At 70.5% G+C, this 22,716-nt stretch carries 25 protein-coding genes and 1 tRNA gene; 8 read left to right on the plus strand and 18 right to left on the minus strand.

From position 1 onward, the window contains the following. Nucleotides 1-2: 2 nt before the first annotated feature. Nucleotides 3-938, minus strand: coding sequence for a DUF5926 family protein (locus ACZ7CF_RS13935; RefSeq protein ID WP_470369721.1), 936 nt, complete (start codon nt 936-938; stop codon nt 3-5). Between the two features lie 26 nt (nt 939-964). Continuing rightward, a complete protein-coding gene (locus tag ACZ7CF_RS13940) occupies nt 965-1,705 on the minus strand; it encodes a glycerophosphodiester phosphodiesterase family protein (RefSeq protein ID WP_470369722.1) in 741 nt (246 codons plus the stop codon). 88 nt (nt 1,706-1,793) lie between these two features. Between ACZ7CF_RS13940 and ACZ7CF_RS13945 the strand changes: the two genes are divergently transcribed. Next, on the plus strand, nt 1,794-2,981 hold the full coding sequence (locus tag ACZ7CF_RS13945; RefSeq protein WP_360397012.1) for a cytochrome P450: 1,188 nt from the start codon (nt 1,794-1,796) through the stop codon (nt 2,979-2,981). A gap of 40 nt (nt 2,982-3,021) precedes the next feature. Here the strand turns inward: ACZ7CF_RS13945 and ACZ7CF_RS13950 are convergent, their stop codons facing one another. The 11 genes from ACZ7CF_RS13950 to ACZ7CF_RS14000 all read right to left on the minus strand — a co-directional run bounded on the left by ACZ7CF_RS13950 (nt 3,022) and on the right by ACZ7CF_RS14000 (nt 12,963). Further along, the gene (locus ACZ7CF_RS13950; protein ID WP_470369723.1) at nt 3,022-3,993 is read right to left on the minus strand and encodes a glycerophosphodiester phosphodiesterase family protein; all 972 of its coding nucleotides are present in this window, start codon (nt 3,991-3,993) and stop codon (nt 3,022-3,024) included. Between the two features lie 58 nt (nt 3,994-4,051). After that, on the minus strand, nt 4,052-4,957 hold the full coding sequence (locus ACZ7CF_RS13955; protein WP_458429789.1) for a DUF4328 domain-containing protein: 906 nt from the start codon (nt 4,955-4,957) through the stop codon (nt 4,052-4,054). A gap of 2 nt (nt 4,958-4,959) precedes the next feature. Next, on the minus strand, nt 4,960-5,307 hold the full coding sequence (locus ACZ7CF_RS13960; protein WP_458434273.1) for a rhodanese-like domain-containing protein: 348 nt from the start codon (nt 5,305-5,307) through the stop codon (nt 4,960-4,962). A 51-nt stretch (nt 5,308-5,358) separates the two neighbouring features. Further along, nucleotides 5,359-6,135: a hypothetical protein gene (locus ACZ7CF_RS13965; RefSeq protein WP_470369724.1), complete on the minus strand. Its 777-nt coding sequence runs from the start codon at nt 6,133-6,135 to the stop codon at nt 5,359-5,361. Beyond that, nucleotides 6,135-6,620, minus strand: coding sequence for a SigE family RNA polymerase sigma factor (locus ACZ7CF_RS13970; RefSeq protein ID WP_360397017.1), 486 nt, complete (start codon nt 6,618-6,620; stop codon nt 6,135-6,137). Before ACZ7CF_RS13970 ends, ACZ7CF_RS13965 begins: the two co-directional genes overlap by 1 nt. Nucleotides 6,621-6,744: 124 nt before the next feature. Further along, the gene (locus tag ACZ7CF_RS13975; RefSeq protein WP_470369725.1) at nt 6,745-8,337 is read right to left on the minus strand and encodes a solute symporter family protein; all 1,593 of its coding nucleotides are present in this window, start codon (nt 8,335-8,337) and stop codon (nt 6,745-6,747) included. Continuing rightward, nucleotides 8,334-8,684 carry a DUF485 domain-containing protein gene (locus tag ACZ7CF_RS13980; protein ID WP_360397019.1) on the minus strand — a complete coding sequence of 117 codons (351 nt, stop codon included), beginning with the start codon at nt 8,682-8,684 and terminating at the stop codon, nt 8,334-8,336. The genes ACZ7CF_RS13975 and ACZ7CF_RS13980 overlap by 4 nt, the downstream gene beginning before the upstream one ends. Before the next feature lie 268 nt (nt 8,685-8,952). Next, nucleotides 8,953-10,743 carry a sodium/solute symporter gene (locus ACZ7CF_RS13985; RefSeq protein WP_470369726.1) on the minus strand — a complete coding sequence of 597 codons (1,791 nt, stop codon included), beginning with the start codon at nt 10,741-10,743 and terminating at the stop codon, nt 8,953-8,955. Between the two features lies 1 nt (nt 10,744). Then, nucleotides 10,745-11,173 carry a hypothetical protein gene (locus ACZ7CF_RS13990; RefSeq protein WP_360397021.1) on the minus strand — a complete coding sequence of 143 codons (429 nt, stop codon included), beginning with the start codon at nt 11,171-11,173 and terminating at the stop codon, nt 10,745-10,747. Then, on the minus strand, nt 11,170-12,036 hold the full coding sequence (locus ACZ7CF_RS13995; RefSeq protein WP_360397022.1) for a LytR/AlgR family response regulator transcription factor: 867 nt from the start codon (nt 12,034-12,036) through the stop codon (nt 11,170-11,172). Before ACZ7CF_RS13995 ends, ACZ7CF_RS13990 begins: the two co-directional genes overlap by 4 nt. 63 nt (nt 12,037-12,099) lie before the next feature. Then, entirely contained in the window at nt 12,100-12,963 is an 864-nt protein-coding gene (locus ACZ7CF_RS14000; RefSeq protein ID WP_470369727.1) for a S49 family peptidase, read from the minus strand. A 102-nt stretch (nt 12,964-13,065) separates the two neighbouring features. Here ACZ7CF_RS14000 and ACZ7CF_RS14005 point away from each other — a divergent pair, with 102 nt between their 5' ends. Next, nucleotides 13,066-13,233 (plus strand): hypothetical protein, encoded by a 168-nt coding sequence (locus tag ACZ7CF_RS14005; RefSeq protein WP_360397024.1) that lies wholly within the window; start codon nt 13,066-13,068, stop codon nt 13,231-13,233. Between the two features lie 248 nt (nt 13,234-13,481). Here ACZ7CF_RS14005 and ACZ7CF_RS14010 read toward each other — a convergent pair whose 3' ends face one another. Further along, entirely contained in the window at nt 13,482-14,744 is a 1,263-nt protein-coding gene (locus tag ACZ7CF_RS14010) for a sensor histidine kinase (protein WP_360397025.1), read from the minus strand. 111 nt (nt 14,745-14,855) lie between these two features. On the opposite strand from ACZ7CF_RS14010, the gene ACZ7CF_RS14015 reads away from it, so the two are divergent. Genes ACZ7CF_RS14015 through ACZ7CF_RS14025 form a run of 3 tightly spaced genes read left to right on the plus strand, consistent with a single transcriptional unit; the run spans nt 14,856 to nt 17,558 of the window. Beyond that, complete coding sequence (locus tag ACZ7CF_RS14015) at nt 14,856-15,563, plus strand: (Fe-S)-binding protein (RefSeq protein WP_470369988.1); 708 nt, start codon at nt 14,856-14,858, stop codon at nt 15,561-15,563. Continuing rightward, nucleotides 15,545-16,963, plus strand: a complete 1,419-nt coding sequence (locus ACZ7CF_RS14020) for a LutB/LldF family L-lactate oxidation iron-sulfur protein (protein WP_470369728.1) — start codon at nt 15,545-15,547, stop codon at nt 16,961-16,963. Before ACZ7CF_RS14015 ends, ACZ7CF_RS14020 begins: the two co-directional genes overlap by 19 nt. Then, the gene (locus tag ACZ7CF_RS14025) at nt 16,956-17,558 is read left to right on the plus strand and encodes a LutC/YkgG family protein (RefSeq protein WP_458429796.1); all 603 of its coding nucleotides are present in this window, start codon (nt 16,956-16,958) and stop codon (nt 17,556-17,558) included. The genes ACZ7CF_RS14020 and ACZ7CF_RS14025 overlap by 8 nt, the downstream gene beginning before the upstream one ends. On the opposite strand, the gene ACZ7CF_RS14030 is transcribed toward ACZ7CF_RS14025, so the two are convergent. The 3 genes from ACZ7CF_RS14030 to ACZ7CF_RS14040 all read right to left on the minus strand — a co-directional run bounded on the left by ACZ7CF_RS14030 (nt 17,551) and on the right by ACZ7CF_RS14040 (nt 20,274). Next, the gene (locus ACZ7CF_RS14030) at nt 17,551-18,417 is read right to left on the minus strand and encodes an Fpg/Nei family DNA glycosylase (protein ID WP_360397028.1); all 867 of its coding nucleotides are present in this window, start codon (nt 18,415-18,417) and stop codon (nt 17,551-17,553) included. The two genes, ACZ7CF_RS14025 and ACZ7CF_RS14030, sit on opposite strands and share 8 nt — an antisense overlap. 15 nt (nt 18,418-18,432) lie before the next feature. Then, a complete protein-coding gene (locus ACZ7CF_RS14035) occupies nt 18,433-18,870 on the minus strand; it encodes a DUF983 domain-containing protein (protein WP_360397029.1) in 438 nt (145 codons plus the stop codon). A gap of 72 nt (nt 18,871-18,942) precedes the next feature. After that, complete coding sequence (locus ACZ7CF_RS14040; RefSeq protein ID WP_360397030.1) at nt 18,943-20,274, minus strand: sigma-70 family RNA polymerase sigma factor; 1,332 nt, start codon at nt 20,272-20,274, stop codon at nt 18,943-18,945. Between the two features lie 159 nt (nt 20,275-20,433). Between ACZ7CF_RS14040 and ACZ7CF_RS14045 the strand changes: the two genes are divergently transcribed. From ACZ7CF_RS14045 to ACZ7CF_RS14055, 3 genes are all read left to right on the plus strand, one after another. Beyond that, nucleotides 20,434-20,832 carry a DUF7674 family protein gene (locus ACZ7CF_RS14045; protein WP_360397031.1) on the plus strand — a complete coding sequence of 133 codons (399 nt, stop codon included), beginning with the start codon at nt 20,434-20,436 and terminating at the stop codon, nt 20,830-20,832. A gap of 38 nt (nt 20,833-20,870) precedes the next feature. After that, a tRNA-Gly gene (locus ACZ7CF_RS14050) sits at nt 20,871-20,946 on the plus strand. Between the two features lie 228 nt (nt 20,947-21,174). Continuing rightward, nucleotides 21,175-21,600 carry an OsmC family peroxiredoxin gene (locus ACZ7CF_RS14055; protein ID WP_360397032.1) on the plus strand — a complete coding sequence of 142 codons (426 nt, stop codon included), beginning with the start codon at nt 21,175-21,177 and terminating at the stop codon, nt 21,598-21,600. Here the strand turns inward: ACZ7CF_RS14055 and ACZ7CF_RS14060 are convergent. Continuing rightward, entirely contained in the window at nt 21,575-22,615 is a 1,041-nt protein-coding gene (locus ACZ7CF_RS14060; RefSeq protein WP_470369729.1) for a cytochrome P450, read from the minus strand. The genes ACZ7CF_RS14055 and ACZ7CF_RS14060 overlap by 26 nt on opposite strands. Between the last annotated feature and the right edge of the window lie 101 nt (nt 22,616-22,716).

Below are 22,716 nucleotides of genomic sequence, written 5' to 3' on the forward strand. Positions count from 1 at the left end.
CGTCAGCGCAGGGTGATCTGGCGGCCCCGGAGGCCGTCACGGGCCCGGCGCTCGGCGTCGGTCAGCGGCTCGTCCGAGGCCAGTGCCTCCAGCAGGCGCTTGCCCAGCGCCTCCGCCGGGTCGGCCCACTCGCGCGCGTGCATCTCGCGGTCGAGATCCCACACCGGCACCAGCAGGCCGTGCGCGCGGAACGACCCCGCGTACCGCGAGCCCTCGCCCAGGTCCAGCTCGCCGCGGGCGGCCAGCCGCGCCATCGCGGGGATCAGCTTCTCCTCCGGCTCCGGGCGGACCCAGCGCAGGTGCGCCTTGTCGCCCGCGTCCACCCAGTAGGCGGCCTTCACGCCGGGCGCGTCCACGCGGTCGGTCGGCAGGATCGCCGCGTTCGCGCGTTCGAGGGAGAGCGCCACGTCACCGGTCGGCTCGGTGCCCTCCGGCATCCACCAGATGAAGTCGGTGTGCAGCTGCGGCACGATCTCGGCCTCGGGGTCGAGCAGGTCCTGCAACCGGCCGGGGTGCTCGCCGTTGTCGGGGCCGATGACCGACAGCACCTCACCGGTCTTCGCCTGCTGCGCCCACAGCAGCGCCCGCGCGAGGTCGCGGCTGATGTCACCGGAGCGCGTCTGCACCTGCAGGCCCACGAACGGCACGTCGTCGCCGCGGATCAGACCGGCCGCCGCCGTCGGCAGCACCGTCGCCAGCGTGACCTCGCGACCGTCCTTGACCGGCAGCTTCGCGACGGCGGACGGCACGAACTCGCGCAGCGCGATCAGCTCGCACTCGGCGGCGAGCCCCTCGAACGGGCGGGACACGATCACGTCCGTCGCACCGCCGGGGGCACCGTGGCAGGCCTTGTACCGCTTGCCGGAGCCGCACGGGCAGGGCTGCTTCGGGTTGATCCCGTCCTTCGGTGCGTCCTTGACAGCGGTCCGCTTGGCCACCTCGGCCCTCCTCGTGCTCAGGCTTGTCAGGTCGCCAAGTTAACCGTCAGCAGGCGGCGCGTGTTCGCCGGGGCGTTCGTCGCGAGGTAGCGGACGCCCAGGTCACGGCACAACGCGATGTCGTCGGCGCCGTCCACCGTCCACACGTACGTCTCGTGGCCCGCCCTGCGGGCGCGGTCGACGTACCCGGGATCGCGGCGCAGCAGGTGGATGCCCGGTCCGGTGCAGTCGGCGAACGGCGGCAACGCACCGCCGCGGTACCGGCCGAGGCGGTCGAGCAGCAGGACCGTGCGGACGTCCGGCGCGAGCTCGCGGAACAGCCGCACGGCGCTCGCGGAGAACGACATCATGACGATCTGCTCCCGCAGCCCGTGCTCCTCCAGCGCGGCGGCGAGCTTGCGCTCGACCTCGTTGCGGTAGCGCACCGGGTGCTTGGTCTCGATGAACAGCTGCACGTTCGTGCCCTTGACCAGCTCCAGCAGCTCGTGGAGCCGCAGCAGCCCGGCCGGCTGACCGTGCCGGTGCCAGCTGCCGTAGTCGTGCCGCTGCAGTTCGGCCAGCGTCAGCGCGCTGACCGTGCCGCGGCCGTCGGACGTGCGGGTGAGCGTGCGGTCGTGCACGCACACGAGCTCGCCGTCCCTGGTCAACCTGATGTCGCACTCCAGCCCGTCCGCGCCTTCCTCCAACGCGAGCTCGTACGCCCCGATCGTGTGCTCGGGGCGGTCGGTGGAGGCACCGCGGTGCGCGACGACTGATGGCTGCTGCACACGTCGCACCTTAGTTCTCGAACAACAATTTGAGACGTCAATCAACTCACCGTGGACTTCGGCGCCACCTCGACTTACCGTCCGCGTTGTGACGTTCGACCAGCGCGATCCCGCGTTCATCGCCGACCCGTACCCGGCCTTCGCCTCGCTGCGGGCCGCGGGTGAGGTGCACCACCACGAGGGCATGGGCATCGCCGTCGCCGTCTCGCACGCCGCCTGCTCCGCCGTCCTGCGCCACCGCTCGCTGGGCCGCCTCTGGTCGGACGTGAAGCCGGTGGAGCGGTTCCTGTCGTTCAACCTCCTGCACCGCAACTCGCTGCTGGAGAATGAACCGCCGGTGCACACACGGCTGCGCCGCCTGGTCGCCGCCGCGTTCGGCCGCGGGCACGTCGAGCGGCTGCGCCCGTGGGTGGCCGAGCTGGCCGACCGGCTGGTGGACGAGCTGACCGCCAAGGTCTCCGACGTCGGTCAGGCCGACCTGCTCGCGCACGTCGCCGCGCCGCTGCCGGTCGAGGTGATCGCCGAGCTGCTGGGCGTGCCTGCCTCCGACCGCTACCTGTTGCAGCCGTGGTCGAACGCGATCGTGAAGATGTACGAGTACGGCCTGCCGCCCGAGCAGCAGGACGCCGCCGAGCGGGCCGCCACCGAGTTCGTCGCCTACCTGCGCGAGCTGATCGCGCTGCGCCGCGTCTCCCCCGGCGCCGACCTGGTGTCGGACCTGGTCGCGGTCACCGACACCGACGGTGCCCGGCTCACCGAGGACGAGCTCGTCGCCACCGCCGTGCTGCTGCTGATGGCGGGCCACGAGGCCACGGTCAACGTGATCGGCAACGGCGTGTACGCGCTGATGGAGCACCGTTCGGAGTGGGAGCGCCTGACGCCGGAGCTGCTGCCCACCGCCGTCGAGGAGCTGATCCGCTACGACTCGCCGCTGCAGCTGTTCGAGCGCACGGCCACCGACCGCGTCGAGATCGCGGGCCACGTGCTGGAGCCCGGCGAGAAGATCGCGGCACTGCTCGGCGCGGCCGCACGCGACCCGCTGGTGTTCGACCGCCCCGACGACCTCGACATCGGCCGGGAGAAGAACCAGCACCTCGGGTTCGGCATGGGCATCCACTACTGCCTGGGCGCGCCGCTGGCGCGGATCGAGGTGGAGGCGGCGCTGTCGGCGTTGCACCGCAAGCTGCCCGGCGCGGTGCTCGCGCAGCAGCCCGACCGGCGCGCGGAGTTCGTGATCCGCGGCCTGCACTCGCTGATGCTCGCCGACGGGGCCTGATCGGACGACCTGGGCACTTCGGCCGGTCCGTCGGGACCGACTAGCGGCGCGGGTAGCGCCGGGGGAGCGTGAACCCGCGCTCCGCGAGCACCGTCCGCAGCCGGTCGGGGTGGTCGGTGATCAGGCCGTCGACCCCGGTGTCGATCACCTCGTGCATCCGCGGCACCTCGTCCACGGTCCACGGGATGACGGCGAGGCCCTGTCCGCGGGCTTCGGTGACCAGCTCGCGCGTGGTCATCGTGTGCACGGGCGACAGGGCCTTCGCGCCGAAGCTCTTGACCGCCCTCGGCACGCTGCCGCCGAAGTCGGCGAGGTCGAGGCCGCCGGTCCACGGCGACCCCGGCCGCAGGAAGTCGGGCTGGGTCAGCGCCACCAGCGGGATGCGGGGCTCGACCTCGCGCAGGCGCATCAGGGTGCCCCAGTCGAACGACTGGACCGTCACGTTCGGCAGGAAGCCGGAGCGGCGGACCTCCGCGACGGTGCGGCGGACGAACTGCTCGCGCGGGGCGGTCTCGTGCGGCGCGGCGGCTTCGACCTTGGTCTCGATGTTGAAGCGGACGCCCCATGCGCGGTGGGCGCGGGCCAGTGCGAAGAGCTCGGCCAGGGTGGGCATGCGGGCGCCGGGCGAGAGTTCCTGGTCCGGGTACTGCGACCAGCGGGTGCTGCCGCAGTCGAGGGTTCTGACCTGGGCGAAGGTCAGGTCCTTCACGTACTTGCCCGCGTAGGGCCAGGCGGGGTCGCCGGGGAACGCCGGTGCGGTGTCGAGGCACTTGGCCGGGTTCGTCCTGCGGTCGTGGGTGATGACCTCGCGGCCGTCGCTGGTGATCTGGAGGTCCAGTTCGAGGGTGGTGACGCCGAGCGCGAGGGCCTTGCCGAACGCCTTGAGGGTGCTCTCGACGGTCAGGCCGATGCCGCCGCGGTGGGCCTGCACGTCGAAGTCGCGGTGCGGGTGCGCAGCCGCCAGGCCCGGTGTGGCCAGCGCGATCACCAGGGCCCCGATGAGTGTCCGCATCCTCCCAACCTGGCAGTCCCGCGCGACGCCGGGAAGGCCGCCGCGGGAACGGCGGAGGTCAGCGGGGCGAACCGGAGGGGCGGAAGGAGCGCAGCGGTGGTGCCGGGGCGTCCTTCACCTCGACGACGCGCATCAGCCGGACGGACGCGGCGTCCACCGGCAGCAGCAGGGTCGTGGTGCGGCGGATCACCAGTGCGGTCGTGACCTCGACGCCGGCGAGCACCAGGTCGCCGAGCGCGTGCAGCAGGACGCCGTCGGCCTGGGCCTGGGTGCCGTCGCGCAGCAGCCAGAGCATGGTGATCACGAACAGGACGCCGGAGGACGCCCACAGGCCCCACCACCACAGCAGCAGCCGGGACGGGCGGGGGCGTTCGCCGGCGGGACGGCGGGCGACCGCGTGTTCCAGCTCGGCGAGCACCGAGCCGGGCACGACCAGGTTCACGCCGGGGACGAACAGGCTGAGCAGCGCGGAGCGGTTGGAGCGGGACGGGCCGTAGCCGACGATCGTCGCGGCCACGTTCCTGGCGCGGCGCACCCACAGCACCGTCAAGATCAACGCCAGCGGCCAGCCGACCAGCAGGATCGCCGACGAGGACACGACCATCGCGTCCGACGTGGAGACCACGCCCGCCGAGAGCGCGCCGTAGCGGCTCATCGCGAGCAGCACGTACCGCCAGACCTCGGACAGCGCCGCCCACACCGCGACGAACGCGACGAGCCACAGCGTGTTCTGCGCGGTCCTGCCGATCCGGCGCACCCCGTCGACGGAGTCGCCGCTCTCGGCCGTGTCGAGCACGGCCGTCGGCCAGCGCCACGCCAGCAGCGGGAACCCCCACCGCGGCGGCACCGGGTAGTGCGGCGGACCGCCGTAGCGCAGCCGCTGCGACCGGCGCGAGGGCTGCGGGTACGCACCGGGTGGCGGTGTCGCGACCCAGTCCACGCGCATCGGCTGCAGCGGCTGCACGGTCAGATGACCTCGGGTTCCATGCCGTCGACGCCGCCCTCGAGCGGACGACCGTGGGCGTCCCAGTGCTGCATGCCGCCCTCGACGTTCACGGCCTCCCAGCCGTTCTCGTTGAGGTACTGGGTCACGCGGGCGGAACGGCCACCGGCCCGGCACACGACGTAGAGCTGCACGTCGTTCGGCACCTCGTCCAGGCGCGCACCGATCTCGCTCATCGGGATGTGCAGCGCGCCGGGGGCGTGGCCCGCGTCCCACTCGTCCTGCTCGCGCACGTCCAGCAGGACGGCGCCCTCGGGCAGCTTCTCGGGGACGTCGGCGATCTCGACGCTGGGAACAGTCACACCGTGAATGGTGCCATGCCGGAAGTTGCACCTCCGTGAACCTCCGGCACGGCCCCACCCTCAGGACACCTCCGCGACGGCGGCCCCGAGCCTCACGAGCTCCACTTCGGACAGCGGCACCGCCTCCCGCGTGGGCTGGGAGCTCATGCGGCCCGCGTTGACCTGCTCGACGCGGAACGCCAGCCGGTCGGCGCGGAAGACGTACAGGGTCTGCACCTGCAGCTCCGACGGTGCGTCGACGCCGGGCGCGTACAGCTGGAACACGGTGCCGTCGGCGCCGGTGAGGCGCCGGCTCGCGGCACACGTGCCGGTGGCCCACCGCGCGCTGTCCGCCGCCGCGGCCGGATCACCCTCGAAGCGGGCCAGCGCGAACCGCAGGCTCCCGGCGCCCTGTCCGTCGAGGACGTCGACCCGGAAGCCCCGGCGGTCGCCGTGGTGGACGCTCGCGGGGCCGTTGGCGTCCTCGGGGAGCTCCGAGTCGACGACCCGGTCGGGCAGCACCGCCTGGGCCGAGTCCCGCCAGGCCCGCATCTGGCCGGTCGAGGGCAGGAAGGCACCCATGTTCCGCACCACGTCCGGTTGCGGACCGGCCTCGCCGCAGCTCACCCGCGGCCAGTTGGCGGGATTGGTGGCGAGCGACAGCTCGGGTTCGACCGCTCCCCGCCAGACCGCACCGCCGATCCCGACCGCCGCCACCACGGTCAGCACGCCGCCCGCGAGCCCGGCCCTGCGCACGGCCACCCGGCGCCTGCCCCGCCGCAGCACGTCGTCCAGCGTCGTCGTCGGTGGTGGCGCGGGCACGTCGAGAGCTCCGCGCAGCTCGTCTTCGATCGTCATCAGGCACCCTCCGCGTTGACCGGCTCGCCGTACGCCTCGCGGAGCGTCGCCAAGCCCCTGGCCGTCTGGCTCTTCACGTTGCCCTCGGAGCAGCCCAGCTCGGCCGCCGTCTGCTCGATGGACAGGTCGTGCACGTACCGCAGCACCAGCGCGGCCCGCTGTTTCGGCGGCACCTTCCGCAACGCCGCGTGCAGCCGGGCATCGGGGTCGCCGAAGCCGCCGACGACGCCGTGGTCCGGCAGGTCGGCGACCGGGCGTTCGCGGACGCGGCTGCGGCTGTTGATGAACAACCGCGTCACGGTCGTGCGGACGTACGCCTCGGCGGTCTCGCGCCGGACGCTGGGCCACTTCGCGTAGGCACGCACGAATGCGTTCTGCGCGAGCTCTTCGGCCTCCGACCAGTCGCCGCACAACGCGTACGCGGTGCGCCGCACCCAGTCGAACCGGCTGGTGAAGAACTCCGAGAACTCCTCGTCTCGTCGCACTCCCGGTCCCCCATGCTCGTGCTGCGGTCATGTTCACTACACAGCCGGCACCAGCGGGGTTGCACGGAAACGCGGAACGGGCCGCCCCGGAAAACCCGGAACGGCCCGTTCGGCAGTGCGCGGACTAGTGCGCGGTGGCCTTCTCGGCACCCGCACCGGTGAGGGAGCGGACCTCCATCTCGGCCTGCTTGGCGGGGTCGGCCTTGTCCTTCGACAGGATCGTGCCGACGTAGCCGAGCAGGAACGCGATCGGGATCGAGACGATGCCGGGGTTCGACAGCGGGAACAGGTCGAAGTCGGCGTTCTTGAACATCGAGGTCGGCGTGCCGGAGACGGCGGGCGACAGGATGATCAGCGTGATCGTCACGATCAGGCCGCCGTAGATGCTCCACAGCGCGCCGGAGGTGTTGAACCGCTTCCAGAACAGCGAGTAGAGGATCGTCGGCAGGTTCGCCGAGGCGGCGACCGCGAAGGCCAGCGCCACGAGGAACGCGATGTTCTGGCCGTTGGCGATGATGCCGCCGCCGATGGACACGAGGCCGATGACGATCGCGGTGATGCGGGCGACCTTGACCTCGGAGTTCTTGTCCTCCTCCTGGCCCTTCTTGATGATGTTGGCGTAGATGTCGTGGGCGAACGACGCCGATGCCGTGATCGTCAAGCCGGCCACGACCGCGAGGATCGTCGCGAAGGCGACGGCCGCGATCAGGCCGAGCAGGATCGGGCCACCCAGCTCCAGCGCGAGCAGCGGGGCGGCCGAGTTGGCCTTGCCGGGTGCCGCGTTGATCTTGTCAGGGCCGACGAGCGCACCGGCGCCGTAGCCGAGGACCAGGGTGAACAGGTAGAAGATGCCGATCAGCCAGATCGCCCACACGACCGAGCGGCGGGCTTCCTTCGCCGTGGGCACGGTGTAGAAGCGCATCAGGATGTGCGGCAGACCCGCGGTGCCGAGCACGAGGGCCAGCGCCAGCGAGAGGAAGTCCAGCTTGCTGGTGTCGGTCTTGCCGTACTGCAGGCCGGGGCCGAGGAGCTTCTCGCCCGCCTTCGGAGCGGCGTCGACGGCGGCACCGAGCAGCGAGGACAGGTTGAAGCCGTACTTGCCGAGCACCCAGAGGGTCATGACGCCGGCACCGGCGATCAGCAGGACCGCCTTGATGATCTGCACCCAGGTGGTGCCCTTCATGCCGCCGATGAGGACGTAGGCGATCATCAGGGCGCCGACCACGGCGATGACGAGGGCCTGGCCACCGGTGCCCGTGATGCCGAGCAGCAGGGCGACGAGACCACCGGCACCGGCCATCTGGGCCAGCAGGTAGAAGAACGAGACCGCCATGGTCGACGTGGCGGCGGCGGCGCGGACCGGGCGCTGGCGCATCCGGAAGCTCAGGACGTCGCCCATCGTGTACTTGCCGGTGTTGCGCAGCAGCTCGGCGACCAGCAGCAGCGCGACGAGCCACGCCACCAGGAAGCCGATCGAGTACAGGAAGCCGTCGTAGCCGTTGAGGGCGATGGCGCCCGCGATGCCGAGGAACGAGGCCGCGGAGAGGTAGTCACCCGCGATGGCGATGCCGTTCTGCGGGCCGGTGAAGGCACGGCCGGCGGCGAGGTAGTCGGCAGCGGTCTTCGTGTTGCGGCTCGCCCGGATGACCACGAACAGCGTGATCAGGACGAAGACGCCGAAGATGCTGATGTTGAGGATCGGGCTCGACTCGTTCACTTGCCGTCCCCCTCGATCTCACCGCGGAGCTTCTCCGCCAACGGGTCGAGGTTCTTGTTGGCGTGCCGCACGTACAGCGTCGTGATGACGAAGGTCGACACGAACTGCAGCAGGCCGAAGAGGAGCCCGACGTTGATGTTGCCGATCACCTTGGTGGACATGAAGCCGTGCGCGTAGTCCGCGAGCAGCACGTACAGCAGGTACCAGGCGAGGAAGAGGGCGGAGACGGGGAACACGAACTTGCGCAGGCGCTGCTTCAGCTCGGTGAAGTCGGCGCTCGCTTGCACGTCGACCCACTTCTGCGCATCGGGGGACGACTCGCTCGGGGTGTGCTCAGTGGTGCTCACAGTCCCCTCCTCGCGGTACTCGGCGTAGGGCTCAGCAACGTGGCGGGCACGTCATTGCCTCCAGGTGCGGTCCGTTCTTGGTCGAGAACCGTATGGAGACTTGAGTCACTCAGGTAAGACTCTGTTCGTGCCCATGCGCCCAGCAGTCGGGTGAAGCGGCGAACGGTCAGTATTCGAAGACGAAGGGCACCGAGCGTGACCGGAATCACCGTTCACCGATTCGAGTGACCAATTTTCACCCGTTCGAACCGCTGACTACTCAGCGTGTTTACGCAGATCCCCTGCGCTCGTGACCGGCCATCCTGGCCTTCTCCTCCGCGGTCCCGAAGCGGGCGACGTCGCGGTCGCGGATGAAGCCGAGCGGGTCGGGGGCGTGCAGCCGCAGCAGGATCTGGTTCACGTCGGCGGGCGCGCGCCTGCGGGTCGCCTTGCTGACGACGATCATGGTCAGGAACGCGATCGGCACGGTGATCAGCGCCGGCTGGGTGAACACGGCGGGCGCCCAGCGACCGGTGTAGGAGCTGATCACGCTGACCACCTGCGCCGTGATGACCATGCCGCCACCGACGACGAGACCGCACACGGCACCGACCCACGTGAGCCCGCGCCACCAGATCCCGAGGACCAGGAGCGGGCAGAAGGTGGACGCGGCGAGCGCGAACGACATGGCCACGGTCAGTGACGCGTCGGCCCGCGGCAGCAGCAGCGCGAGGCCGATCGCGACGAGTCCGGTGAACACCGTCGCCCACCGGAAGTCACGAACCTTGCCCGGCATGATGTCCGTCGAGACCACCCCGGCGACGGACACGACGAGCCCGGAGGAGGTCGACAGGAACGCCGCGAACGCGCCGGCCGCGACGATCGCGCCGAGGATCTGGCCGCCCAGGTTCGGCACCATCGTCTCGGGCAGCATCAGCACCGCCGCGTCGGTCTTGCCGTTCACCAGCAGCTGCGGCAGGTACAGCCGCGACAGCACGCCCAGCACCGTCGGGAAGATGTAGAACAGGCCCAGCAGGTACAGCACGTGCAGCGCGGTCCGGCGGGCCGCCTTGCCGTCCGGGTTGGTGTAGAAGCGGACCAGGACGTGCGGCAGGCCCATCGTGCCGAGGAACGTCGCGAAGATCAGCGAGTACGTCCGGAACAGGTCGGACAGGCCACCGGTCTGCGGGCGCATCCAGTCGCGGTTGGTCGTGGGCGACCCCTCGACGACGGGCACCGGGGCGCCGGCCGTGAACTCCATGACCGTGCCGGGGCTGAGCTCGTAGACGCCGCGGCTCCAGTACACCGCGCCGTTCGCGTCCCTGCCGTCGATCCGGCCGCGCACCACCAGCTGCAGCGGCTCGTCGACGCGGACCTTGATGTCCTGCTCGGCCACGGTGATCGTCTCGGCGGCCGGGAACCTGACCACGCCACCGTCGCTGATCGGCTGCGTGCCCCGGTCCGGCGCGACGAGGAACACCACGAAGAGCACGAACGTGGGCGCGGCGATGGCGAAGAGCTTGCCCCAGTACTGGAACGCCTGCACGAGCGTGATGGCGCGCATGCCGCCGCCCAGCACGTTGACGACCACGATGGCCGTGACGACCAGCCCGCCGAGCCACGCGGGCAGGCCGGTGATCGTCGTGAGCGTCAGGCCGGCCGACTGCAGCTGCGGCACCAGGTACAGCACGCCGATGCAGACGACGAAGAACGTGCTGAAGTGCCGCACGTTCACCGACCCCAGCCGGGCCTCGGCGAAGTCCGGCAGCGTGTACGCGCCGGAGCGCCGCAGCGGTGCCGCGACGAACAGCAGCAGCGCCAGGTAGCCCGCGGTGAAGCCGATCGGGTACCAGAGCGCGTCGATGCCGTCCTTGAGCACGAGTCCGGCCACGCCCAGGAACGACGCGGCGGACAGGTACTCGCCGGAGATCGCGGCGGCGTTGCGGGTGGCGGGGATCGACCGCCGCGCCACCAGGAAGTCCGGGGTGGTGTTCGCGGTGCGGGACCCGACGTAGCCGAGCAGGAACGTCACCAGTGCGACGGCGACGATTGCGGTGAGGCTCCAGATGGTGGCGTTCACGTCAGCGGTCGACCATGTTCACGAAGTCGCGCTCGTGCCGTTCGGCCTGCCTGCGGAACACCCACCCGACCGCGTAGAGGGCCGGGAAGGGCGCGAGGCCGAGCACGAGCCAGGGGACGCCGATGCCGAGGACCTCGATGCCCCCGATCGCGGGGAACAGGTAGAAGGTGATCGGCAGCAGGCACATGCCGACCAGCACCGCGAACGCGAGCCCGAACGCGGACCTGAGCTGCTGCTTGATGAGGTCGCGGATCAGCTTCTCGCCGACGCTGGTCTGCTCCTCCAGCTCGATGATCGTGCGCGGTGCCTTGCTGCGCGACTTCGTCGAGTCCGCGAGCACCACCCTGCGCCTGCGCGGTTTGCGGGCCTGCTCACCGAGCCAGGCCTCACGGGCGGCCTGTTCGGGCTTTCCCGCGTCGTGCCTGCTCACCAGCCGCTCTTCGGCGGTCGCACGATCCGCTCCTTGAGCTCCTTGGTGTGCCTGCGGCTGACCGGGAGCTCCTTGGCGCCCTCACCGGTGCCGATCACGACCGCGTAGCCGTTCGCCGTCATCCGCAGCTCGCTCACCAGCGGCAACGCCACCAGGTACGAGCGGTGGATGCGCACGAAACCCGCGTTCGCCCAGCGCTCCTCCAGCTGCGCGAGCGGGATGCGCACGAGGTGGCTGCCCTCCTGCGTGTGCAGGCGGGCGTAGTCGCCCTGCGCCTCGACGTACCGCACGGAGGCGCGCGGCACGAGCTTGATGGTGCCGCCCAGCTCGACGGGGATGACCTCGTCATCACTCGGTTCGGCGGGGTTCTGCGCTGCCTGGCCCGTCGCGGCCGCGGGCGCCGCGGTGCGGCCCACCCGGTCGGCGACCCGGGAGATCGCCTTGAGGACGCGTTCCTCGTTGATCGGCTTGTTGATGAAGTCGAGCGCGCCGACGTCGAACGCCGTGACGAGCGCGTCCCGTTCCTCCACACCGGTCACGAAGACCAGCGCGGGCGGGTACCGGAACGCGCTGAGCACCCGTGCGAGGTCCATGCCGGAGAGCCCGGGCATGTTGATGTCGGCGAACACCGCGTCGACCGGCGGAAGGCCGGCCTTGGTGCGCGCCATCACCTCCTGCTCGTAGTCGCCCCGCAGGATCCGCAGCGCCTCCGCGGCGTCGAACGCCGTCAGCACGCGCCGGATGTGGGGGCTGCTCTCGAGGAGGAACTTGATCTCGCTCAGGCCGGGAGCCTCGTCATCGACTGCGAGGACGAGGAGACCGGCGTTGTCTTGGATACTCACTGTGTCGGGCATCTTGCCCATCAATGTGCGGTCATGTCTACGCCGGGACCGGCCCCGACACGCCCGGTGAAACCGAACTGATGCTCACAGCCCGAATCGGGACCAGCGAGCACGTTCTTCGAGGCTTGTCAGCACCTGCGTGACGAGATCCCCCGATCGGGTGGACGCCCCGGCCAGGCCCAGCTTGGCCAGCAAGGGCCTGCGCGGTTCGACGACCGTCAGCTCGGCGTCCGGGAAGCGCTTGGCGAGCACGGACCGGATCGTGCCGATGCCGTCCGCCAGGCCCAGTTCCACGGCCTTGGCGCCGGTCCACACCTCACCGGTGAAGAGCTCGTTGTCGGCCGCCTTGAGCTTCGCGCTCCTGCGCTCCTTCACCCACGCCTTGAACTGCTCGTGCAGGTCGGCGTGCAGCCCCTTGAGCCACTCGACGTCCTCTGGCTTCTCCGCCTGGAACGGGTCGAGCCGCACCTTGTTCTCACCGGCGGTGTAGACCCGCCGCTCCACACCCGCCTTGTCGAGCAGGCCGTTGAGCCCGAACCCGGCGCTCACGACACCGATCGAGCCGACGAGGCTCGTCCCGTGCGCGTAGATCTCGTCGCCGGCACACGCCAGCCAGTAGCCGCCCGACGCCGCGACGTCCTCGCAGAACGCGAGCACCGGCACGTGCTTCTTCGTCGCGAGCTCCCGGATGCGCTCGGCGATCAGAGCGGACTGCGTCGGCGCACCGCCGGGCGAGTTGATGAGCAGGGCCACCGCGATCAGGCGCTCGTTGTCGAACGCCCGGTTGATGGCCGTTTCCACGTTCTGGAGGCTGATCGTGTTGCGGGCCACCGGTGACGACTGCGGGGTGATGACCCCGTGCAACCGCACAGCGGCGACCACCGGCGGGCGTTCACCCCGGTCCATGACCCGCGGAAGACGGGCCGCGATCTTGTCCGTGACGCTCATGTGCTCGACAGTACGTGCGTTTCGCGGTCACGCGGGAGCCGAGCCGGGTGCAGGTTGCTCCCGCGTGACGTGGAACACGTGGTGCCGGGTTAGAGTCGACGGGTGACGTTCAACCCCATCCGCTGGCTGGAGCGCTATGTCGAGTGGTGGGACGACCGGGGCAGGCAGAACGCCGCCGGGCCGACACCGATGCACATCTACTGGATGTGGGTGAGCTGGAGCGTCTGCGCCGTCGCGCTGATCACGACCTTGGCCGTCGCAGCGCGCTGAGCTGCGGCGTTGCCGATCAGCACTTGCAGCTGGAATAGCCCTTCGCGGTGCACTTGATGCAGACGCGAACGCGTTCGGGTGCTCGTTGTTCCTGCAATTGATGATGCCCTTAGCTCGCGGCCGGCCTTCGTCGGTCCACCCGACCGGCTGTTCATTGGTCACCACCACAATCGGCAGGTTCGAGGGTGGGGTTGAGGATCGTTGCCAACACAAGTTGAGTTGGTCCGAACGGCTCTCCGCACGGTCGCTCAGGCGCGGACCACGGGCTGTTCCGCCGTCATCGGCTCGTCGGTCAGCTGCGTGCCGATGTTGAGGTTCGGCAGCACGTTCCGCGCGAACTTCGGCACCTTCAGGATGACCTTGGTGCCCGCGTTCGGGGCGGTCTCGACGACCAGCGCGTACTCGGCGCCGAACACCGTGCGCATGCGGTCGTTGATGTTGCCGATGCCGACGTGCGCACCGGTCTGGTGGGCGTCCTTGATGTCGTCGAGGCGGTCGGGGTCCATGCCGACGCCGTCGTCCTCGACGCTGATCAGCGCCTCGTTGCCGTTGTCCTCGGCGGTGATGGTGAGCATGCCGCCACCGGGCTTCCTGGCCAGGCCGTGCCGGACCGCGTTCTCGACCAGCGGCTGGAGCACGAGGAACGGCAGGACGACCTGGAGGACCTCGGGGGCGATGCGCAGGCGCACGTTCAGGCGGGAGCCGTAGCGGGCCTGCTCGATGGTCAAGTAGCGGTGGATGTTCGTCAGCTCGTCGGCGAGGGTCGTGAACAGGCCGTCGGTGCGGAACGAGTAGCGCGTGAACTCGGCGAACTCCTGCAGCAGCTCGCGGGCGTGGGCCGGGTCGGTGCGGATCAGCGAGGAGATCGTGTTCAGCGCGTTGTAGACGAAGTGCGGGGAGATCTGGGCGCGCAGGGCCTTGACCTCGGCCTGGGCGAGGGCCTGCCGCTGCTTCTGCACGACCTCCAGCTCGAGCTGGGTCGAGACGAAGCGTGCGGTCTCCTCGGCCATGCGGATCTGGCGCTTCGAGGCGACGCCGGAGACGACGATCAGGGTGCCGGCCACCTCGCCCTCGACAACCAGCGGGACCACGACGACGCTGTGCAGGGAGCACGGCCCCTGCAGCTCGCAGCCGAGCTTGCGGTGGTCGACGTGCTCCTTGTGACCGGTGTTGATCGCGCGGGCGACGGTGTCGTGGAGGTACTCGTAGTGGTCGTTGGCGCCGCCGTCCCACGACAGGACGGTGCCCTCCTCGTCGGTGATGGCGACCGCGACGCAGCGCAGCATCTCGCGCAGGTGGGGGGTGGCCTTGTTGGCGGCTTCCTCCGTCAAGCCCGCCCGGAGGTCGCTCGACGCCCTGGACATGCGGTCGAGCATGTCCATCACAGCGTCCTCGACGGAGGTGCTGACGCGTCGAGCGCGGCACAGCATCACGAAGAGGCCGAGAACGGCCAGGGTCGCGATGACGCCGAGCACAGCGCGCTCGGTCAACAGGTCGCCCACGGTGCACATGCTGTGCTGTGGGACGCCCCTATAGCAAGAGGCAGGCTTTGCGTACGCCCGTACGGTCCACCGGCCCGGGTAGACATCCGATGACTTTGGGGAGAGGGTGTGCCGGTGAAAGTGGCACTGTTCGCGACCTGCCTGACCGACACGCTCTTCCCGTCGACGGCACGTGCGGTGGTCCGTTTGCTGGAACGACTCGGCTGCACGGTCGACTTCCCGCTCGACCAGACGTGCTGCGGCCAGATGCACTTCAACACCGGCTACCGGGAGGAAGCCCGGCCGCTGGCGCGCAAGTACACCGACGTCTTCCAGGGGTACGACCACGTCGTTGCGCCATCCGGGTCATGCGCGGGCATGGTTCGGGAGGTCCACCCCGCGCTGGGCACGTCTCCCCCGCGCACGTTCGAGCTCGCCGAGTTCCTCGTGGACGTGCTGGGAGTGACGGACGTCGGCGCGTGGTTCCCCCACCGCGTCACCTACCACCCCACCTGTCACTCGCTGCGCTTGTTGGGAGTCGGGGACAAGCCGCTGGCGCTGCTCAGGGCGGTCAGGGGACTCGATCTGGTGGAACTGCCCGACGCGACGCACTGCTGCGGCTTCGGCGGCACGTTCGCGGTGAAGAACGCCGAGACGTCCACGGCGATGCTGGCGGACAAGATGCGGTGCGTGCTCGACACCGGCGCCGAGGTGCTGTCCGCCGGTGACAACTCCTGCCTGATGCACATCGGCGGTGGCCTGTCCCGGTTGCGGGCCGGCGTCCGGTCCGTGCACCTGGCGGAGGTCCTGGCTTCGACGGAGGAGGACCCGTGGCGCGCAACCCCGTGACGTGGCTGGGCAGCCCGACGTTCCCGAAGGCGGCCAAGGAGGCGCTGAACGACACCCAGCTGCGGCAGAACCTGCGCAAGGCCACCGGCACCATCCGCGGTCGCCGGGCCGCCGCGGTCGCCGAGCTGGATGACTGGGAGCAGCTGCGGGTCGCCGGCGGGCAGATCAAGGACGACGTGCTGGCCCGCCTCGACACCCTGCTCGTGCAGCTGGAGGAGTCGGTCACGGCGCGCGGCGGCGTCGTCCACTGGGCCCGTGACGCCGAGGAGGCCAACCGGATCGTGCTCGGCCTCTGCCGGGAGGAGGGCGCGACCGAGGTCGTCAAGGTCAAGTCCATGGCCACCGCCGAGATCGGCCTGAACGAGGCGCTCGAAGCCGGTGGCGTGCACGCGGTCGAGACCGACCTGGCCGAGCTGATCGTGCAGCTCGGCGACGACCGGCCGTCGCACATCCTGGTGCCCGCGATCCACCGCAACCGCTCGGAGATCCGCGACATCTTCCAGCGCCGCATGGGCGTCGAGGTGAGCGACGAACCCGCGGACCTCGCCGAGGCGGCGCGGCTGTACCTGCGGCAGAAGTTCCTGAGCACCAAGGTGGCGATCTCCGGTGCGAACTTCGCCGTCGCGGACACCGGGTCGATCGTGGTGCTGGAGTCCGAGGGCAACGGCCGGATGTGCCTGACCCTGCCGGACACCCTGATCACCGTGATGGGCGTCGAGAAGCTCGTGCCCACCTGGCAGGACCTGGAGGTCTTCCTCCAGCTGCTGCCGCGCTCGTCGACCGCGGAGCGGATGAACCCGTACACGAGCGTGTGGACCGGCGTGACACCCGGCGACGGCCCGCAGCGCTTCCACCTCGTGCTGGTCGACAACGGCCGCACCGCGGTGCTGCGGGACTCCGTCGGGCGCCAGGCGCTGCGGTGCATCCGGTGCTCGGCGTGCCTGAACGTCTGCCCCGTCTACGAACGCACCGGCGGCCAGTCGTACGGCTCGGTCTACCCGGGACCGATCGGCGCGATCCTGACGCCGCAGCTGGTCGGCGACCTGCACGACCCGCAGGCGGCCTCGCTCCCCTTCGCCTCCTCGCTGTGCGGCGCCTGCTTCGAGGTGTGCCCGGTGCGGATCGACATCCCGTCGGTGCTCACCCACCTGCGCGCGGAGGTCGTGGAAGCCAAGGGCCGCACCGCGGAGTCGGTGGCGATGGCGGCCGCGGCGTGGGTGTTCGCCTCGGCCTCGCGGTACGAGAAGGCGCAGAAGGCCGGATCGCTGGCCCGGTTCCTGGCGAAGGACGGGAAGATCAGCTCGTTGCCGTGGCCGGGGTCCAGGTGGACGTCCTCGCGGGACGTGCCCGCACCGCCCGCCCAGTCGTTCCGCGCGTGGTGGAGGGAGAACCGTGGCTAGCGCCAAAGAAGAGATACTGCGGCGCATCCGCGACGCGCGGGTGCCCGCCGCCGCACCGGTCGTGCGCGGGTACCACCGCGAAGGGCCGGGCGGCGTTGAGCTGTTCGCCGAGCGGGTCGCCGACTACCGGGCGGTCGTGCACGTCGTCACCGACGTCCCCGCGGCGCTGACCTCGTTGCGGGGCAAGCGGGTCGTGGTGCCCTCCGACGTGCCGGACGAGTGGCTGGCCGACGGTGTGGAGTGGCTGCGCGAGCCGTTGTCGATCGAGGACCTGGACGGCGCGGACGGCGTGCTGACCGGGTGCGCGGTCGCGATCGCCGACACCGGCACGATCGTCCTCGACGGTGGTGTGGCACAGGGCCGGCGCGCGCTGACGTTGCTGCCGGACCACCACGTGTGCGTGGTGCGGGCCGACCAGATCGCCGGGTCGGTGCCGGAGGCGTTGGCACGGCTGGAACCGACGCGGCCGCTGACGTTCATCAGCGGCCCGTCGGCGACGAGCGACATCGAGCTCAACCGGGTGGAGGGCGTGCACGGCCCCCGCGTCCTGGAGGTGCTCGTCCTCGTCCACCCCGGTCAAGGGGTGGTTATTTGAGCAGGCGCGACAACCGGCGGTCGGCCAGCGGCTTGCCGCCGGTCTGGCAGGTCGGGCAGTACTGGAACGCCTTGTCCGCGAACGACACCTCGCGCACGGTGTCGCCGCACACCGGGCACGGCAGGCCGGTCCGCGCGTGCACCCGCAGGCCGGAGCGCTTCTCGCCCTTGAGCCGGGCCGCGTCCTGGCCCACCGAGCGGGCCACCGCGTCCGTCAGCGTGCTGATCATGGCCTCGTGCAGCCGGTCGAGCTGCTCGTCGTCGAGGCGCCCTGCCGTGGCGTAGGGCGAGAGGCGGGCCAGGTGCATGATCTCGTCGGAGTAGGCGTTGCCGATGCCCGCGATCAGGCCCTGGTCGGTCAGCGCGGTCTTGAGCCGCTCGGTGCGCTTGTGCAGCAGGTCTTCGAGCTGGGTGCGGGACAGCTGCAACGCGTCCGGGCCGAGCCGCGCGACCGAGGAGATCGTCTTCGGGTCGTGCACGATCCACGCGGCGAGGCCCTTCTTGGTGCCCGCCTCGGTGAGGTCGAAGCCGGGGCCCTGGCCGGGCGGGCCGAGGTGCACGCGCAACGCGAGCGGGCCGCGGCCCTGCTTGGGCGGCGGGGCCGCCATGGTGTCCGCCCAGCGCAGCCAACCGGCCCGTGCGAGGTGCACGACCAGGTGCAGGCCGTCCGCGACCTCCAGGTCCAGGTGCTTGCCGTGCCGGTGCGCGGCCACGACCTCCTGGCCCTGCAGCGCGGTCCACGGCGGGTCGAACGTCTTCAGCACCTGGAGCGACGCCACGTCGACGCGGTGCACGGTGCGGCCGACAGCGTGTTCACGCAGGTGGTGAACCAGTGCTTCTACCTCGGGCAGCTCGGGCACCGCTCCAGTGTCGCATCAGTCGACGGGTTGCAACGGGCCTTCGACGTCGGGCAGCGAGTGCATCTCGATCGTCCTGGCCACCCGCGAGGCCTCCTGGCGCACGGCGAGCGGGCCGCGGACCTGGCCGATCCACCGCTCCGGCGGCAGCTCGTCGGCGGTCGCCTTGCTCTCCGCGACCAGCGTGTGCGGGCGGCGCAGCGCCCAGCGGACCGGGAAGAACAGGAACAGGAAGATCAGCGCGAGGACCAGCCACGAGGGCACGACGACCTCCTCGGGCGTCCACGCGATCAGCACGACGGTCATGACGAGCAGCAGGCCGGCCATCATGATGCCGGGCAGCGCACCGCCGCTCACGTCGTGCTCGAAGTCGTCGGACAGCACCGGGTTGCGCCACTCGATGCGGCTGTGCACAGTCCACATCCGCCCGTCCGCACCGCGTACCAGCCGCGTCATGACACCGTCTCCCACGCTCAGTCGGTCTTGGTCAAACCGTACCGGTCGCGGGGTGAGCCTTGTGGGTGAACCTCAGTCGGTCCGCGGTTTCGGGTAGAGCGTGATCGTCGTCGACGTCGTGGGCGGCGGCGTCGGAGGGTCGCACGGCGTGGAGCTGGAGGGTGCCGGCGACGACGAGGACGACGTGTCGAGCGACTTGATCCCGCGCGGCGTCGACCCGGCCGTCTCGACGTCGGAGGGGGCCGGGTCGGAGGACTTCGCGACCGGCTCCGCGCGTTCGGTGGCCGGTTCGCGCTGCTGCTCGGTGACCGGCGGCGGCGTGGCCGTGGTCCTGCGCACCGTCTCGGGACCGGACCGGTGCGCGGCGGGGGCGATCGCGTTGCCCGGCTGCTGCTGCTCCCGCCGCTGCTGCTGTTCGGGAGCGGGCGGGGCCTGGACGAGCTCCTGGCTGTTCCCGCTGGTCGTGCCGGACGGCAGCGACTGGACGACGGGGTGCTGGTCGGGTTGCAGCATCGCCACGCCGGGACCGTCGGAGAACACCGTGGCCACGGTTCCGACCAGGCCGATCGTCGCGACGGACGCGGCGGCGATGGCCAGCTTCGCCTTGCCGAGCAGCACCTTGCCCGCGAACGCGAGCCCGAGCGTGGACGGCACGACCAGGAACGCCGCGCTGGCCCGCAGCGTCGCGCAGACCTCGTTCAGCTCGGCGTGGAGCTGCGAGCAGGACGAGCAGGCGTCCAGGTGGGCGCGGATCCGGCGTTCCTCGACGCCCTGGACCCCGCCCGCGGTGTAGGTGCCGAGCTTCGCCCTGATCGCCGCGCACGACGACCGCCCGTCGTCCACGGCCAGGTGCGCCTGCAGGTAGGCGGCCCGCAGCCCCTCACGGGCCCGACGGGCCAGCGCCGACATGGCGTTGGGCGAAAGACCGAAGTGCGGTGCCACGGTGGCGGGGCGCTCGCCCTCCACCTCGACGCGCCACAGCACGACCCGCCAGCGTTCCGGCAGGCTGGAGAAGGCACGGGTGATCAGGTTGTGCTCGGCGCGCCTGGCGGCGTTGTCGGCCACCGGCTCGGCCCGCCGGTTCAGCTCCTCGTCCTCGACCGGCACGTCCCGCCGCCGGCCGCTCCACTCCCACGCCACCCGGCGAGCGACCGTCAGCAGGTAGGTGCGCACGTGGTCGGTGGGCCCGCTGCCGCGGCGGATCGCCTGCAACATGCGGAAGAACGCCTCGGCGGTGAGGTCGTCGGCCTCGGCCGCCTCGCGGACGTGCCTGAGTGAGAAACGGCGGACCGCGTCCGCGTGCCGGGAGAACAGTTCGCCGTAGGCCGAGTCGTCTCCGTCGCGCACCCTGGCGAGCAGGTCCCGGTCGACCTCGTTCTCGTCGACCATCACAGGGCTCAACATGCCACAAGGGGCCAGACCTGCCCCTGGATGAGAACAGGTCGATACACAAGACCATCCGATCGACGTGGGCTGATCAGCGCAACGCTTTCGGTGACAGGACGGTCACAGGTGGGCGTCGGGCCGTCGGAGGAAGAAGACCCACCGGTTACCGTTGCCCTCGTGGTGGACTGGCGGGAACGGGCGACGGCACTCGTGCCGGAACTTCGCGATGTCGCCATGACCGAGGAATGGTCCTGCCACGTCTTCTTCTCCGAGCTCTCCCAGCTGACCGCGGAAGCGCACCGCGAACAGGACGACGACGTGCTGCGGCGCGCGTACGGGTTCGCGCACTGGTGCTTCCACCAGCCGGAGCAGTTCCTGGAGAACGCGGCGCTGATCAGCTTCTACGAGCACGTGTTCGACGACTGGGACCAGCGCGAGGAAGTGGCGGCGTGGCTGCCGGTCGACGTGCTGCCGAAGGTGCGGGCGCTGTGGGAGTGGCGCTGGCCCAAGGAGCAGTTGGACGAGGTGGACCAGCTGCTGGCCGGTTTGGAGCCCCCCGGTCGAGACGCCGTTTGAGCCTGTTGTATAGTTCTCCACGTACGACAGCAAGACAGGCGGATGTAGCGCAGTTGGTAGCGCATCACCTTGCCAAGGTGAGGGTCGCGAGTTCGAGTCTCGTCATCCGCTCCACGCAGGACGGCTCATGCTCATCGAGAGCATGAGCCGTTTTGCGTTCCGCCATGATTTTGGGGGCCAAGCCCCCACACCCCCGGGCAGCTCGGTTGGCCGGTGCCCAGTGGGTACCGGCCTTTTGCGTTGTCCAGGTCCCGCCACGTGGGTTCTCGGGATGATCGGCGGCCGCTCACGTGGAAAGGTGGTCATCGTTCTCTCGCATCGAACGACAAGGACCCGGAGATCATGGCCATCACTCAGACGGCAAACGCGCACTGGGAAGGCTCTCTCGTCGAGGGCAAGGGCAACGTCGCCCTCTCCACGTCGAACGCCGGCAGCTTCGACATCGACTGGAAGGCGCGGGCCGAGGAGGCCGGCGGCAAGACCAGCCCGGAGGAGCTCATCGCGGCGGCGCACTCCTCGTGCTACTCGATGGCGCTGTCGCACGGCCTGACCGGTGCGGGTACGCCGCCCACCTCCATCGACACCAGGGCAGAGGTCAAGTTCCAGGCCGGCCAGGGCATCCTCGGGATCCACCTGACCGTGCGCGCGAACGTGCCCGGCCTGTCCGAGGAGGACTTCAAGACGGCCGCCGAGGGCGCCAAGGCGAACTGCCCGGTCTCCAAGGCGCTCGCGGCCGTCGAGATCACGCTGGACGCCGCCCTGGTCTGAACCGCAGCTCCGCGGGGCCGTGGCTGATCAGGTGCCTGCGCAGGCGGATGGGCTGCTCGACCACCTCGAACGAGCGGTCGAGCAGCTCTTCGGCCACGACGCGGCCCTGCAACCGGGCGAGGCCCGCGCCCAGGCAGTAGTGCGTGCCGTGGCCGAAGCCGAGGTGCGCGGGTGCGGCGGGGCGGCCGGGGTCGAAGGTCTCGGTGAACGCGCGCGGGTCGCGGTTGCCCGCGGCGAAGTCGAGGAACAGGTGCTCGCCCTCAGCAACCGTCGTGCCGCCGACCGACACCGGGCAGGTGGCCGTGCGGAAGAAACCGATGAGCGGCGCGTCCAGGCGCACGACCTCCTCCACCACCCCGGCGAGGCGGCGCTCGTCCCGGTCCAGCCGCAGCAGCAGGCTGGACAGCATGTTCGTGGTCGACTCGGTGCCCGCAACCACGAGCCCCAGGCAGAGCGAGAGCCGTTCCTGCTCGGACAGCTGACGGCCCTTGAACACGTCGGAGCGCCCGAAGTAGGCGCAGAACTCGTTCATGGCGGCGAAGTACGACCCGAGCACCCGTTCGCTGACCTCCTCGCCGCTGGTCAGCTCCAGCACCGGTGCCACGAACTCGCGGAACAGCGGGAAGTCCGCCTCCGGCACGCCGAGCACGTCGCCGAGGACACCCAGCGCGAACGGCGCCGCGAACCCGCTCACGAAGTCCGCCTCCTCCGGCAGGCCGTCGAGCAACGCCCTGGCGCGCAGCCGAATCGGATCAGCCATTCGGCGCACGGCCGTCTGAGTGAATTTGTGGTTCGCCGCCGCACGAATTCGCGCGTGCCCGGCGCCGTCGGTGGTGTTGATCGAGTACATCAATTCCAGCAACCGCCGCTGTTCGGGCGGCAGCGCGGCGGCGACGTCCGCTACCTGCGGACCTGTGGCGTGCCGGGACGAGAACGCGGCCGGATCAGCCAGAACGGCGCGCAGCTCGGCATAGGCGGTCACGCGCTGGGCGTTGATTCTCGGATCGAATTCCATTGCAGCATCTTGTCCCGTTTCCAGCCTTTCTCGGAGCCCTGTTGAGCCGAGCACCCGGCTGCGGAATGTCGACGCCCTGGGTGGGCCGGCAGTCGTCCAAT

It is taken from the genome of Lentzea sp. NPDC036955 (assembly GCF_055608005.1).

Bases quoted from the DNA above. Each gene is read 5' to 3' on its own strand.
- ACZ7CF_RS14035 (WP_360397029.1), bottom strand. From the start codon at position 18,870: ATGACGCGGCTGGTACGCGGTGCGGACGGGCGGATGTGGACTGTGCAC.
- ACZ7CF_RS13950 (WP_470369723.1), bottom strand. From the start codon at position 3,993: ATGCGGACACTCATCGGGGCCCTGGTGATCGCGCTGGCCACACCGGGC.
- ACZ7CF_RS14010 (WP_360397025.1), bottom strand. From the start codon at position 14,744: ATGTGCACCGTGGGCGACCTGTTGACCGAGCGCGCTGTGCTCGGCGTC.
- ACZ7CF_RS14055 (WP_360397032.1), top strand. From the start codon at position 21,175: ATGGCCATCACTCAGACGGCAAACGCGCACTGGGAAGGCTCTCTCGTC.
- ACZ7CF_RS14040 (WP_360397030.1), bottom strand. From the start codon at position 20,274: ATGTTGAGCCCTGTGATGGTCGACGAGAACGAGGTCGACCGGGACCTG.
- ACZ7CF_RS14000 (WP_470369727.1), bottom strand. From the start codon at position 12,963: ATGAGCGTCACGGACAAGATCGCGGCCCGTCTTCCGCGGGTCATGGAC.
- ACZ7CF_RS13995 (WP_360397022.1), bottom strand. From the start codon at position 12,036: ATGGGCAAGATGCCCGACACAGTGAGTATCCAAGACAACGCCGGTCTC.
- ACZ7CF_RS13965 (WP_470369724.1), bottom strand. From the start codon at position 6,135: ATGACGATCGAAGACGAGCTGCGCGGAGCTCTCGACGTGCCCGCGCCA.
- ACZ7CF_RS14060 (WP_470369729.1), bottom strand. From the start codon at position 22,615: ATGGAATTCGATCCGAGAATCAACGCCCAGCGCGTGACCGCCTATGCC.